At 40.5% G+C, this 14,419-nt stretch carries 11 protein-coding genes and 3 tRNA genes; 7 read left to right on the forward strand and 7 right to left on the reverse strand.

Annotated features, from left to right (window positions below; genetic code table 11):
* Positions 1-64 precede the first annotated feature (64 nt).
* Together trxA (WKT12_RS00360) and trxA (WKT12_RS00365) are read left to right on the forward strand one after the other, a co-directional pair.
* Entirely contained in the window at positions 65-427 is a 363-nt protein-coding gene (gene trxA, locus WKT12_RS00360; RefSeq protein ID WP_021971151.1) for a thioredoxin, read from the forward strand.
* Between the two features lie 25 nt (positions 428-452).
* Positions 453-878 carry a thioredoxin gene (trxA, locus tag WKT12_RS00365; protein WP_445323106.1) on the forward strand — a complete coding sequence of 142 codons (426 nt, stop codon included), beginning with the start codon at positions 453-455 and terminating at the stop codon, positions 876-878.
* Positions 879-1,007: 129 nt separating this feature from the next.
* Here trxA (WKT12_RS00365) and WKT12_RS00370 read toward each other — a convergent pair whose 3' ends face one another.
* Positions 1,008-1,556 carry an HD domain-containing protein gene (locus tag WKT12_RS00370; protein ID WP_340318456.1) on the reverse strand — a complete coding sequence of 183 codons (549 nt, stop codon included), beginning with the start codon at positions 1,554-1,556 and terminating at the stop codon, positions 1,008-1,010.
* A gap of 37 nt (positions 1,557-1,593) precedes the next feature.
* Positions 1,594-2,460: a bifunctional hydroxymethylpyrimidine kinase/phosphomethylpyrimidine kinase gene (gene thiD / locus WKT12_RS00375; RefSeq protein WP_021971154.1), complete on the reverse strand. Its 867-nt coding sequence runs from the start codon at positions 2,458-2,460 to the stop codon at positions 1,594-1,596.
* A 263-nt stretch (positions 2,461-2,723) separates the two neighbouring features.
* Between thiD and WKT12_RS00380 the strand changes: the two genes are divergently transcribed.
* The 3 genes from WKT12_RS00380 to WKT12_RS00390 all read left to right on the forward strand — a co-directional run bounded on the left by WKT12_RS00380 (position 2,724) and on the right by WKT12_RS00390 (position 6,591).
* Positions 2,724-3,995 carry an A1S_2505 family phage non-structural protein gene (locus WKT12_RS00380; protein ID WP_340318457.1) on the forward strand — a complete coding sequence of 424 codons (1,272 nt, stop codon included), beginning with the start codon at positions 2,724-2,726 and terminating at the stop codon, positions 3,993-3,995.
* A gap of 161 nt (positions 3,996-4,156) precedes the next feature.
* Positions 4,157-4,531 (forward strand): PH domain-containing protein, encoded by a 375-nt coding sequence (locus WKT12_RS00385; RefSeq protein WP_340318458.1) that lies wholly within the window; start codon positions 4,157-4,159, stop codon positions 4,529-4,531.
* Positions 4,532-4,722: 191 nt separating this feature from the next.
* Entirely contained in the window at positions 4,723-6,591 is a 1,869-nt protein-coding gene (locus tag WKT12_RS00390; RefSeq protein ID WP_021971157.1) for a RelA/SpoT family protein, read from the forward strand.
* 235 nt (positions 6,592-6,826) lie between these two features.
* Here the strand turns inward: WKT12_RS00390 and treF are convergent, their stop codons facing one another.
* From treF to WKT12_RS00410, 4 genes are all read right to left on the reverse strand, one after another.
* Entirely contained in the window at positions 6,827-8,392 is a 1,566-nt protein-coding gene (gene treF, locus WKT12_RS00395) for an alpha,alpha-trehalase TreF (protein ID WP_340318459.1), read from the reverse strand.
* Positions 8,393-9,422: 1,030 nt separating this feature from the next.
* Positions 9,423-9,509: transfer RNA gene (locus WKT12_RS00400), tRNA-Ser, on the reverse strand.
* Between the two features lie 8 nt (positions 9,510-9,517).
* Positions 9,518-9,590: transfer RNA gene (locus WKT12_RS00405), tRNA-Glu, on the reverse strand.
* Between the two features lie 19 nt (positions 9,591-9,609).
* A tRNA-Ser gene (locus WKT12_RS00410) sits at positions 9,610-9,696 on the reverse strand.
* A gap of 345 nt (positions 9,697-10,041) precedes the next feature.
* On the opposite strand from WKT12_RS00410, the gene pflB reads away from it, so the two are divergent.
* Both pflB and pflA read left to right on the forward strand, forming a co-directional pair.
* Positions 10,042-12,264, forward strand: a complete 2,223-nt coding sequence (gene pflB / locus WKT12_RS00415) for a formate C-acetyltransferase (protein WP_340318460.1) — start codon at positions 10,042-10,044, stop codon at positions 12,262-12,264.
* 95 nt (positions 12,265-12,359) lie between these two features.
* On the forward strand, positions 12,360-13,088 hold the full coding sequence (gene pflA, locus WKT12_RS00420; protein ID WP_021971161.1) for a pyruvate formate-lyase-activating protein: 729 nt from the start codon (positions 12,360-12,362) through the stop codon (positions 13,086-13,088).
* Positions 13,089-13,201: 113 nt separating this feature from the next.
* Here the strand turns inward: pflA and WKT12_RS00425 are convergent, their stop codons facing one another.
* Entirely contained in the window at positions 13,202-14,413 is a 1,212-nt protein-coding gene (locus tag WKT12_RS00425; protein WP_021971162.1) for a sugar MFS transporter, read from the reverse strand.
* Positions 14,414-14,419 lie beyond the last annotated feature (6 nt).

Genomic DNA, 14,419 nt, shown 5'->3' on the forward strand with positions numbered 1-14,419 from the left:
TGTTCATAAAACATAACAGCATTTGTTCCGTAAATGAAATATAAACTTTAAACATTGATTGAATATGAAAGCTGTAAATCTTACAAAGGCCGATTTCTTGGCAAAAGTGGCAAACTATGAAGCAAATCCTGAATGGAAGTTTCTGGGTGAACGCCCGGCAATAATTGATTTTTATGCGACTTGGTGCGGTCCGTGCAAGATGCTGGCTCCCGTGCTGGAGGAAATAGCTGAAGAATATGCCGGCCGGGTGGATGTATATAAAGTAAATGTGGATGAAGAAGAGGAGCTGGCTGCTCTTTTCAGAATCAGGACTGTGCCTACTTTACTTTTTGTTCCGATGACAGGTGCACCGCAGATGGCGCAGGGAGCATTGCCTAAGAAGACATTGGTGGAAGCCATTCAAAATGTTTTGCTGGAGGGTAAATAAATATTACATTAAAAGTGAATTTTACATGAAAAAGATATTTTTGTTATTGGTGTCCGTTTTTATGATCGGATGCATGGCTTACGGAGAGAACGGGCAGGTGGTTCATGTCACAAAATCGGAATTCATCGAGAAGGTTTACGATTATGAAAAAAATCCGGATAAGTGGGTATATAAAGGAACGAAGCCGGCAATTGTCGATTTTTATGCCGACTGGTGCGGCCCTTGCCGCAGACTGTCGCCTGTATTGGAGAAGCTGGCAGAAAAATATAAAGACAAGATTGTAGTATACAAGGTTGATACGGATAAGGAACGTGAACTTGCTGCTGCTTTCGGTATAACCAGTTTGCCCACACTTGTTTTCATTCCGATGGATGGAAAGCCTCAGGCCTCGCAAGGTGCCTTGCCGGAGGAAGTTTTGGAAAAAGGGATTAATGAAGTCCTTTTGAAATAATGAAAGCGACATACCGGATACTTACCGGTGCGTAATAACTATATTGGGGATAAATTGACAGAAAGGTGATCCCTCTGCTCCCGCCTCTTCATCATGAACTCAAGGTCGGTAGCAGAGGGATCTCTTTGTTTAGTTGCCTGAAGGAGAATATGTCTGTAAAAACATCTTATCGAGCAGTTCTATGCCTGAAGCTGTCTTGAATATTGTTTGTCTAACTTTTCTAATAGCTTCGGGCGGAAGATTGTCTTCATAAATATTTACCAGAAAATCCGCTTCTACCAGAATCTGGTGGTCTATTGCCGTAATATCATGGTATGTGTGATGATGTCCTACCAGCCAGCAGATACGTTCTGTCTGCTCTGGGGTGAAGCCTCCAGTTTCTGACAAAATATTTTTAGCAACGGCCGGACCTTCGAGTTCTTGATGTTTACCGTCGCATGTACCATATTTCTTTTCGCAGATATGGATTCCGATGTCGTGTACGATGGCAGCCGCTTCGAGAATGAACAACACCTCGGGAGCAAGTTGTTCGGACATTCCAATCAGTCGGGCAAAGTAATGTACTTTTATGAGGTGCTGTATACGTTTGGGGTCGCCTTCATCGTAACACATAGTCCGTTTTGCCAGTTCGTTCAGTCTTGTCTGCATCGTGTCTGGTTTCGTTGTATCAGTATTCATATTCTATGGTAAATATAGTTAACAATATATTTTCTCGTTAAATTGTGTACTGTTCTACTTGTATGGCTGCTGCATACTGGATATCTTCTTTCAGGAAATTGCTTAAATTCTCGTAAAACGGATAAACAGGACCATATCCAGAGCCGAACTTGACATTAGAGCCATAGAGAATAGCGTTGTAGATAAAGTTTTCCGCTTTGTCGACAGCCGTGTTCATGTCATATCCTCTTGCCAGATAAGTGGCTATAGAAGAAGCAAACGTGTCACCTGTACCATTTACGTTCTTGGTCTGTATGCGTGCCTTCTTGTACACCTTGAAGCACTTGTTGGCGGGATTGTAGTACACGTCAATCAAATAATCTCCGTCTTCGATGGATTTGACGATAACGCAGTTTCCCCATTTGCTCAGCTCGGGGATATATTCCTTCATGTTATCCTTTGTCAGGCTCTTTCCCAATAGCAAATCCGCCTCTCTCCGGTTGGGCGTAATGATGGTAGAGTGGGGGAAAAGATGATCCTTATAGGCCTGAATCGCGTCGTCCTGCAACAACTTGTCACCGGCTGACGATACCATGACAGGGTCTATCACAATAGGTATGGTTTGTTTCTCTATTACTTCTCCGATAGCTACTACCAGTTCCTTGGAATAAAGCATGCCCGTCTTGATACAATCGGCGCCTACATCCTCCAGAAACGAATACGCCTGATCGGTTACCATTTTAGGGGGAATCGTGTGTATGCTTTTTACCTTGATTGTGTCTTCATCGACGATGCATGTAATGGCACCGGCAGCGTAGCCTCCACATGCCGAAACCGATTTGATGTCGGCCTGCATGCCCGCTGTACCCAGCGGTTCACTTCCGGCAATCAGAAAAACCTTGTAAAGCTTGTTGGTTAAGTCCATTCTTTTAAATCTAATAATTATACCCGAAAGCTGTCTGGGTATGACAGGCTGTCGGCCTCGTTTAAGTTCTCTTTAGTTTGCATGCAAAGTAAAGAAATATCGGGTCTTGATAGATACTTGAAATGTCACATTAACATAAATTTAAATAATTAAAAATGGTGGAAATGCATTTCTTTGGCATGTTTTATGACAAATAGTACGTATTATTTGTCGGAATGGAAGAAAATTTCTTTACATTTGTATGATCTTTAAAATATCATGCTATGTTAGGTGCAGTTCTTGGTGATGTTGTTGGTTCCGTATACGAGTTCCACAATACCCGCGATTACGGTTTTCAGATGTTTTCTCCTTCCAGTAATTATACAGACGATACCGTCATGACCATGGCGGTAGCCGATTGGGCGATGAAGTGCAAGGCAGCAGGTGATACGGCTTACCCACATCAGTTGCTGGAAGAATGTATGGTAAAAATAGCGAACTCCTATCCTTGTCCGATGGGTGGTTACGGAGGCAAGTTCCGTCTGTGGCTCTTTCATCCTCAAAGCCTGACAGACGACACAATCGGAAAGCCGGCAGTACGTCGGTGTCCTTACAACTCTTGGGGAAACGGCTCTGCCATGCGAGTTTCATCCGTAGGCTGGCTGTTCGATACGTTGGAAGAAACCGAGAGAGTAGCCGGTATCTCGGCTTCCATTACGCACAATCATCCCGAAGGAATAAAGGGTGCGCAGGCAGTAGCGGCAGCGGTCTATCTGGCACGTACCGGCAGTGGGAAAGAAGAAATCAAACAATATATTGAAAAACGGTTCGGTTACAACCTGAATGAAAGCTGGGAGCATTTGCATCAGACCTACCGTTGGGATTCGAGTTGTCAGGGCACGGTTCCGCAGGCACTGATTGCTTTTCTCGAAAGCAAGGACATGGAGAGTGCCGTTCGGCTGGCGGTTTCCATAGGAGGCGACAGCGATACACTGGCCTGCATCACGGGGGCAGTGGCTGAAGCATACTATCAGGAAATTCCCTCATCTATAGCAGACAAGGTACTTGCTCTGTTGCCTGAAGAATTTCTCAGCCTGCTGAAGCGGCTGGCTGAAGGGGCTTATGCTTCATGTTATGCGAAATATATAGCCGGACATACGCCGGTGAAAACCAGAGAGTGTACGCCCGACCGTATTTCTTCGCTGAAACCGGGTGAGATATTTGTCTTTGGTTCCAATCTGGCAGGGCATCACGGTGGAGGAGCTGCCCGGCTGGCCTACGAAAGATTTGGAGCAAAGTGGGGGACAGGCGTTGGAATGACCGGACAATGTTACGCCATACCTACCATGCAGGGAGGAGTAGAAACCATCCGTCCCTATGTAAAAGATTTTATAGCATACGCCAAAGCACATCCGGAATACAAGTTTTGGGTAACCCGAATCGGTTGTGGCATAGCGGGATTTAAGGACAGAGAAATCGCTCCGTTGTTTGCCGATGCACTCGACGTGCCGAACATCATCCTTCCCAAGACCTTTTATGATGTACTGATGAAGTGATTTTAGGTAGTTGTTTATTCGTTCATCAGAAAAAATCCCTGCATACTACCAATAAAAAATACTTTGAACCTCTGAAAAAAGCGCAAAAGAAATTGCTCGTCTGCTATTTTCCGCTTATCTTTCGGTTGAACAATATTAACATAACAGAAGTAAAATCAACTATGGGAATAATGAACGCAATTTTCGGAAATGTGTCCGAAATGGATATTGCCGGTTTACAAAAAGAATTCGGAGCGCTGCTTTGCGACGGAGAGCATATTGAAAGAGCTTATAAGCTGATCAGGGATAAATGGGTATTTACCAATAAGCGTCTGATTCTTCAGAACGTTCAGGGAGTGACAGGTAAGAAAAGAGAATATCTGTCTGTGCCATATCGTTCCATCGAACGTTTTTCAGTAGAAACAGCCGGAACATTTGATATGGATGCAGAGATGAAAATCTGGATAAGGGGAAGCGAAGAACCTTTGGAACAGAACTTCGGCAGGGATTCGAACATTATTGAGATACAACGGGTATTGGCACAATATGTGCTGTAACGTCAGTTGTGATTTCTATTAAGCCTGACAGAAAACAAGTTGCAGAGTTTAGCTTTTGGATATAAGTTGGACAGGCCAACCAGATTACGCTGAAATAATCGAGGTAAAATTCCTTGATATATTATAAAAAAACAAAATAAAAAAGTAATTTTGTATGGGATAATCGAAAAAATACACAATACATACAAATTATGGACGACTATATTGCTCATATTAATGAAAGTGTCAGCCAGTTGTTTCATTTCTTGGAATCAAGGGTATCGGCCGAAGATATGAAACGCATTCGTGCAGCATACGCTTTGGCTGCGGAAGCACATAAGAACCAGAAACGCAAGACCGGTGAACCTTATATCATCCACCCTATTGCGGTGGCTCGTATTGTGGCTGAAGAACTTGAACTGGGAACCAATCCGATAATTGCCGCTTTCTTACATGACGTAGTGGAAGATACTCCTTATACCATCGAAGATATCCGTCAACGTTTTGGAGATGACGTGGCTTTTCTTGTAGGTGTGGTAACCAAACAGAAGAAAGAGCGGTATGAGCGTTCTAAACAAGTCGACAATTTTCGGCAGATTCTGGCTTCCGTACAGTATGATGTGCGTGCGATACTGATCAAGCTGGCCGACCGGCTTCATAATATGCGGACACTGGATAGCATGAGTCCTGATAAACAGATGAAGATTGCTGGGGAAACGGATTATTTCTATGCTCCTTTGGCAAATAGATTGGGATTGTATCATGTGAAAACGGAATTGGAAAATCTTTCATTCAATTACCGATGTCCGCGAGAATATAGACATCTTCAGTTGTTACAGCAAAAGGAAGAGGCGGCGGAGCTTGTGCATATCAATGAATTTATAGCTAAAATCGAGGCGTTGTTGAAGGAGAACGGTATTCAGGCGCGTACAGAACTTCGGAACCGCATGCCTTATAGTATCTGGCGGAAAATGCAGTCGAAAGGATGCGATTTCAATCATGTAGACGGTAAACATTATATACGTATTATTTATGATGCTCCTAATCTGCATGAAGAAAAGAAAGAGAGTCTTCATATTTATGCCGTGCTTACCGATAACTTCAAGGAGCGTCCGGGAAGTGTGTCTAATTATATCAATGCCCCCAAGGAAAATGGTTATCAGAGTTTCCATGTCAAGCTGCTGAATGCACAGGGCGGATGGGAGGAAATGCATATTTCTTCGGAGAGGATGGTTCGTAATTCTCGTCTTGGCTGTACGGCAGAACGGACGGAGGATAATGTGAAGGCATGGCTGGAGAAATTTAAGTTGTTGTTGCAAGATGTAGCCAATAGTAGTGAGATTGATTATATGGACGGTGTGACTGCGTCTTTCTACAACGATGATATCATGGTTTTCACACCTCAGGGTAGGGGGATTATCCTGCCCAAAGGGGCAATTGCTCTGGATTTTGCTTTTGAAATACACAGTAAGGTAGGACTTCATGCCCTCTATGCCCGTATAAACGGTAAGTTGTCGTCTGTGAAAACGGTACTACACCGTGGGGATTGCGTAGAAATAGGTACTTCGGAAGATGCTGTACCGGATGCGGACTGGATAAATTATGTGCTGACATACAAGGCAAAACGTAATTTGCGTAATTACTTGGTAAATCGTTCTACCATTCCGTATAAGCGATGTACCTGTTGCCATCCATTGCCGGGTGATGAGGTTATTGGATTTAAAGATACCGACGGACATATCACATTGCATAAGCGTAATTGTCCGACAGCAATCCGGCTGGCATCAGAATACGGAGATTCTATCGTTGCCGTTAATTTCGAGGAAAATGAAAAGTTACTGTATCCGGTGCGAATCCGTATTCGTGGAGTAGACCGGTATCATTTGTTGAGCGATGTTGTGGCATGTGTGACGGAGCAGCAGAGTTTGTCTATCTCCAAATTGACTACAGTGACCATCGACCGTATTGTGGAAACTTCCATTGACTTTGCTGTACATTCGGCAGAAGAATTACAGACAGCGATAGATATGATTTCCCGTATTCAGAACGTAGATGAGGTATTCAGAGTAAATATTGAGTAATTGTACGGTCTGATTTGAAATTAATCAATAAATTCATGATGCTGTCAGAAATATTTGATGTAATTTCAAAGAGTGTGTTTATCGTAGGCTTACTGAAAAAATACTTTTACATTTCTTTTGTCCGGATATTTAAAGTCATCGAATTATATTTCTGCAAATATGAATACGGAATTTATTGTTGATAATTTTGTACTCATATTGCAGAAAATATTTTTATAGTGATGAAAAATGTGGCTTATTTTGATGTACAGAACGCTCTATAGACACCGTTTGTCCATCCGAAACCATCCTGGTTAGGATATTCACCTCCACCAGTAGTGCTGACATTTACGACATCATATTTCTCAAGTAATTTGCCTGTTTCAGAATATACATATTCTACCATTTGAGTCCAGCGTTTCTTTATTTCATCGGCTAACTTGTCGTATGAGTAATTTTTTAATCCTTTATACGTAATCCACTGGAGAGGAGCCCAGCCGTTTGGATAATCCCATTGTTGTCCGGTATGGTATAATGTAGTAACTACACCTCCATCTTTCAAGAAACGGGTTTGTATCTCTTTGGCAACCTTTTCTGCCTGTTCTTTTTGAGCTATTCTTGCGAAGAGCGGAAAAATTCCGGCCAGTGAAAAGTTGTTGGTGAAATTGTTTTGAATTATATCATAATCCATAAAATAATTAGCTTCTTTATTCCATAGATATTTGATTATAGCATTTTTTCTGTTCTCGGATTTTTGTGTATAAAGTTTTGCTTTTTCTTTATCGCCATAGACAGCATAACATTTAGAGAGAGTGCATTCCAAATGATACATTAGGCAGTTAAGGTCTATAGGAATAATGTCAGTTGTATGAATGGAATAAAGATTATCATAATCTTTGAGCCATCTGCTTGAAAAGTCCCATCCCGATTCTGCTCCGGAACGAAGATTCCTAAAAAGTTCTTTTTCGTTGAAATTAGGATTGATCTCTTTTAATTGTTTTGCTGTTTCCACGTCATTTCGATACATTTCCTCGCGTGGAGTATCGGATGAATCATAATAGCGGTTTAGTATTTCTCCATCGTGCATTCTTACGCAATGATTTTGAAATTTATTTGATGTTGATAATTGTTGGTTGCCTTTCATCCAGAAATTATATTCAGCCTGTAAGGCATTAAGATATGTAACATATATAGAATCTGATGATTTATATTCAGCGAAGGCTTCCACCATATAGGAGAAGAAAGGAGGCTGTGAACGGCTTGCGTAGTAGCTTCTGTTTCCATTGGGTATAAATCCGATATGGGTTATCATGTCGGCAAAGTTATTTATCATGTTTTCAACCAGTTCTATTTCTCCGTCGGCAAATAAACCTAACATCGTAAAGTAACTATCCCAATAATAGATTTCTCTAAATCGTCCCCCTGGAACAATATAATCATGCTGTAATGGCAATAGTGTTCCATTGAATTTCTGATTATTGGCACTACGGCGCAGAACTTTCCATAATGTTTTAATATGAGTATTGATGTCACTGCTATCGGAAAATTGGGGAGTATTATGGGTGGAAGGTATATCGAAATTCTCTAAAAGAAATTGCTTCAGACATGAGGTGCTGTTTTTATTTGAAAGTTTCTTATAGTCGGATAAAATATCACTCATTTCTCTTTTGGGAGTGCAGTCCATAAAATCTTTGGAGTCTCCAAAAAGTTTATGTTTGCCGAAGAGTGAATCGTTATTCAATACATCCGTGAAAAGAGCTCCGTAGAGTTCGCGTGGAGTTTCTATTTGATTCTCATTTTGGGTGCTTGTTGTAGAGGGCATGCAAGCTGATGCGATTAAAATTGTTATGATTATGCTTAGGCTTTTGATATACGATATTGTCATATTTTTTGTATTTAGATATAAAGAAATAGTGTTTGCTTTTCTTTTTGTTGTTGATTCAGTTTTCTTTATTTTAGGTGACGAAAGAGTAATTGTGTATTATTCCTTTTTTGCTTTTTATAGATGTATGTAGTAGGTGTTGTTTTTCATATGCATAATGTTTATATTTTTATATTAGATATTTCTGACATATAGTTATATTCAAATTTCTGTTAGTTGTATACCTTGGTTAAAGGTACAATTATTTATTAATAGTCAAGGTATCTGGGAGGCTTTTTCTTTTACTCACCTTAAATCGTCTGTGGTAGCATTATATTTTGAATAGTGTGGAAACTATGCTTTTATGGATATTGCTAAGCCGTAAAATGGTTTACCTGGCTGCAAGATAACAAGTACAATGAAGCAGATTGAAAAATATTCATAATGATTATTTCTTCATTACTATTATTCTTTATAGAATATTGTATGAGTTTAGATGATTTGCCTTTGTATGGGTTACTATTCAAAATATTGGTAATTCATACAAAGATGCCAATAAAGCAGAGTTTAATGCAAGAATGAATTATAATTAACTTATACAGATACTATGTTGTATCAAAAAGAATTATCTGCTATTTAAGTCGTATTTAAGTGTTGTTTGAATGTATACACAAAATAGGTGGATGAAATGACTTTTAGATTTATATATCCTTTTAGGATAAAAATCACATTTCGCTTTGAAAAAGAATCACAATTCGTATAGAGGCTTGTATCGGTAATGTACAAACATAGAAAGTAGTTTACGAAGAATTGGAACTAATGATCCGGAATCTGGATAGATTTTTACAGAAAAGAGTGACTGCCAACCGATGCAAAATGGGCTTCACCCGCAAACAAAAATATACGAAAAAAAGCACCGTAATCAATTGATATACGGTGCTTTGACTCCTTGAGTGAAGGCTAAATTGAAAACCTTCAAAAAATCTCTCTGCGGAAGCTGGGGGATTCGAACCCCCGGTACGGTTACCCGTACGGCAGTTTAGCAAACTGCTGGTTTCAGCCACTCACCCAAACTTCCAAATGGGGTAGCGCATACGGGAATCGAACCCGTGTTTCAGCCGTGAGAGGGCCGCGTCCTAGGCCACTAGACGAAAGCGCCATGTTTATAGAAACTGAAGCGGAAGCTGGGGGATTCGAACCCCCGGTACGGTTACCCGTACGGCAGTTTAGCAAACTGCTGGTTTCAGCCACTCACCCAAACTTCCAGTTTTCGTAGTTTCTGATTACGTTTTCTCTCAAACGCGGTGCGAAGATAGAGTGATTTTTTGATTTGTGCAAACTTTTGCAATACTTTTTTTGTACTTTTTATGGCACGATTGGGATAGATTTCTGATTCTAAACTGATTAAGAAATGCATTTTTTTCTTGTAATCGTGCACTCATTTGTTTTCTCAAAAGTCCATGTCTTTAACTTAATGTATAGATATTCATTTTTGTAATTATTGCAAATTAACAATATCACTAATTTTAGGTATTGTGTAATTTGTGCTAATTGCCTATCTTTGCACTCGGTTTTCAAATAGAGTAAAAAACTATATTAAATTATTGATTATGGCAATGAATTTTAAAGAAGGTCGTTGGAACCATGAAATCAACGTTACCGATTTCGTAAAGACAAACATTACCCCTTACGAAGGCGACGCCTCTTTTTTGGCAGGTCCTACTGAACGTACAAAAGCTGTATGGAATAAGTGTTTGGAGGCTTTAGCCGAAGAACGTGCGAATAATGGAGTACGCTCGCTCGATCCTTCTACTATTTCGACTATTACGTCTTTTGCTGCAGGATATATTGATAAGGATAATGAGGTGATTGTTGGATTGCAGACTGATGAAGTACTGCGTCGCGCCATCAAGCCTTTCGGTGGTATTAAAGTTGTAGAGAAAGCGTGTCGTGAAAATGGGGTAGAAGTTGACCCTAAGGTAAAAGATATTTTTACTCATTATCGTAAAACACATAATGATGGTGTGTTTGATGCATATACTGAAGAAATTCGTTCATTCCGCTCTTTGGGCTTTTTGACCGGATTGCCTGATAACTATGCACGTGGACGTATAATTGGTGACTATCGCCGTTTGGCTTTGTATGGCCTTGATCGTTTGATTGAAGCTAAACAGGATGATTTGCGTCATCTGACAGGTCCGATGACTGATGAACGTATTCGCTTGCGTGAAGAAGTCGCAGAACAGATAAAAGCTTTGAAGGAAATTAAGGTGTTGGGACAGCAATATGGACTGGACTTGAGTCGTCCGGCTACTACTGCACAAGAAGCTGTTCAGTGGGTATACATGGCTTATCTGGCTGCTGTGAAAGAACAGGATGGTGCTGCAATGTCGCTTGGTAATGTTTCTTCATTCCTTGATATTTATATAGAATATGATATGGCTCATGGCAATCTTGATGAGTTACATGCTCAGGAATTGATTGACCAGTTTGTTATCAAGTTGCGTATGGTACGTCATTTACGTATGCAGGCATATACAGATATTTTTGCAGGTGATCCGACTTGGGTAACAGAGTCTATTGGTGGTCGTTTCAATGATGGTCGTACAAAGGTTACAAAGACATCCTTCCGTTTCTTGCAGACCTTGTATAATCTTGGTCCTTCTCCAGAACCAAACTTGACAGTTCTGTGGAGTCCACAGCTGCCTGAAGGATTTAAGGATTTCTGTGCTCGTGTTTCGATTGATACTTCTTCTATTCAGTATGAAAATGACGACTTGATGCGTGAGGTTCGTAACTCTGATGACTATGGTATTGCTTGTTGTGTATCATATCAGGATATAGGCCGTCATATCCAGTTCTTCGGTGCACGTTGTAACCTGGCAAAGGCTTTATTGCTGGCTATCAATGGTGGACGTTGTGAGAATACGGGCACGTTGATGGTGAAGGATATTCCGGTACTGACTGGCGATGTGCTGAATTTCGAAGAGGTATTGGCTAACTATAAGAAGGTTTTGAAAGAGATGGCACGTGTATATAATGAAGCGATGAATATCATTCACTACATGCATGATAAGTATTATTATGAAAAAGCGCAGATGGCATTTGTTGATACAAATCCGGCTATTAACTTGGCTTATGGTGTAGCTGGTATGTCTATTGCTGTCGATTCTCTTTCAGCTATTAAATATGCGAAGGTTACTGCTAAACGTAATGATATCGGTTTAACAGAAAGCTTCGATATTGAAGGTGAATTCCCTTGCTTCGGTAATGATGATGATCGTGTAGACCATTTGGCTGTAGACCTGATTTATTACTTCGATGAAGAATTGAAGAAATTGCCGGTTTATAAGAATGCGAAACCTACATTGTCTATCCTTACAATAACTTCGAATGTGATGTATGGTAAGAAGACAGGTGCTACTCCTGATGGACGTGCCAAAGGCGTTGCTTTTGCTCCTGGCGCTAATCCGATGCATGGACGTGACAAGAATGGTGCTGTTGCTTCGTTGAGTTCGGTTGCTAAACTGCGTTATCGTGATTCTCAAGATGGTATTAGTAATACTTTCTCTATTGTCCCGAAATCATTAGGAGTAGATATGGAGAGCCGTGTAGAGAATCTGGTGACAATGATGGATGGCTATTTTATTAAAGGTGCTCATCACTTAAATGTAAACGTATTGAATCGCGAAATGCTGGAAGATGCAATGGAGCATCCTGAAAAGTATCCGCAACTTACTATTCGTGTATCAGGTTATGCTGTAAACTTCATCAAGCTGAGCCGTGAGCATCAGTTGGAAGTAATTTCGCGTAGCTTCCACGAACGCATGTGATTTTTGTGATAATTATTTGACATATAAACATTTGTCGTTCTCCTCGCCGAGTTGGACGGCAAATGTTTTTTCTTTATACCAATAAGTAAATACTGATGATTAGAGTACATTCATACGAATCTCTTGGCACTTATGATGGGCCGGGAATACGTCTCGTGGTTTTCTTGCAGGGTTGTAATTTCCGTTGTCTGTATTGTGCCAATCCTGATACTATCGATGCAAAGGGAGAAAGTAAAGAAACTGCTCCTGAAGATATTTTGAAAATGGCTGTCAGCCAGAAGCCTTTTTTCGGGAAGAAAGGGGGAGTTACGTTTAGTGGTGGAGAGCCGACTTTCCAGGCTAAAGCTTTGATACCGCTATTTCGAATGTTGAAAGAAGCTGGAATTCATATTTGCGTGGATACCAACGGAGGTATTTGGAACGAAGATGTGAAAGAACTTTTCTCACTTGCTGATTTGGTTTTGCTCGATGTGAAGGAATTCAATAACGAACGTCATAAAACTCTTACATCGCGTAGTAACGAGCAGACACTTCGCACAGCGGCATGGCTGGAAGAAAACGGAAAACCTTTTTGGCTGCGTTACGTACTGGTGCAAGGTTATAGCTTTTTCCGTGAGGACATAGAGGCATTAGGTGAGCATTTTAAAGACTATCATATGATACAGCGTGTAGAGATTCTTCCGTATCATACTTTAGGAGTACATAAATATGAAGCAATGAAGCTGGATTATAAATTGAAAGATGTAAAACAAAATACGCCCGAACAACTGGAAGAAGTTCGAGCGCTTTTTGAAAAGTATTTCCAGACAGTCTATGTAAATTGATATCTTGTTATTGAACAAATTCCTTATAAACTTCCATTGTCTTTTCAGAATATACGGAATACCAGCCTGATGTATTGGCTTAGCATCAGGCTGTTTTTACATAGCAAAATATGTCATTTCTTTCGTAAATCAATAGCGTAGGCCAGAATTACAATAAAACAAAGCAATGGTACAATGAATCCGGTTGCAGTACTTATTGTATCGGCTATATAGCCCATAATGACAGGAGCTATTGCACCTCCTACGATGCTCATAATCAAATAGGACGAAGCTCGTTTGGTATGTTCCCCAACGCCACGGATTGCCAGAGCAAAGATAGTAGGAAACATGATTGATTCACATAAAAAGCAAAAGAAGAATGCTCCAGACGATATATGTCCTAATCCCATCATGACTAATATCATTGCTAAAATAGCCCCGGCAGCAACAAAGGCTAATAGTTTTTCAGCACGGATAAATCCCATAATCCAACTACCGGCCATTCGTCCTGCCATGAATAATCCCATACCGACAAAGGAAAGCCACAGAGCGGCTTCACGGGCTGATATGTTGATATGCTCTGTTACGTAATTGATAAAGAAACTATTGATACCGGTTTGGGCTGCAACATAAAAGAACAAAGCAATAAGTCCGAATGTAAAGTTGCGATGCTTCCATAGAGAGGTGGATTTATTGGTTGTGGTTGTACTTACAGGTTCTTCTGGAATGCTGATTTCTGGTAAATGAATTCTTGAAAATACAATTGCTACAAGTAATACCAATATTCCAATAATGGCATATGGGATAGCAATATTTCCACTTCCTCCATCAGCGGAGAATAGAAATAAACCTCCAACCAGTGGACCACAAATCCATCCTAATCCGTTGAAAGACTGCGCTAAATTTATTCTTCTCTCTGCCGATTCTTTTTCGCCTAATACTGTTACATAAGGATTGGCAGCTGTTTCCAGACAAGTCAGTCCGCAACCGATAATGAATAATGACAGCAGGAAAAACTCAAAAGACATGATTCGTTCTCCCGGAATAAACATGAGTGCACCGATGCCGTAAAGTAATAATCCGGTAACCACACCTGCCCGGTAGCCGTAACGGCGGATAATTTCTCCAGCTGGCATTGCCATCAGAAAATACCCTCCATATACTACTGCTTGTATTAATGCCGAGTGAGTTTTTGAAATACTTAATGCATCTTGAAAATGTTTATTCAATACATCTAAGATGCTGTGGGCAAATCCCCACAAAAAGAACAATGTAGTAATAAGTACAAACGGCACGAGGTAGTTTACCCCGTCGGCCGTCTGCACCAGTTTTATTTTTTGTTTCATATAATT

Source organism: Phocaeicola sp. HCN-6420, from assembly GCF_037890145.1.
Lineage (GTDB): Bacteria > Bacteroidota > Bacteroidia > Bacteroidales > Bacteroidaceae > Phocaeicola.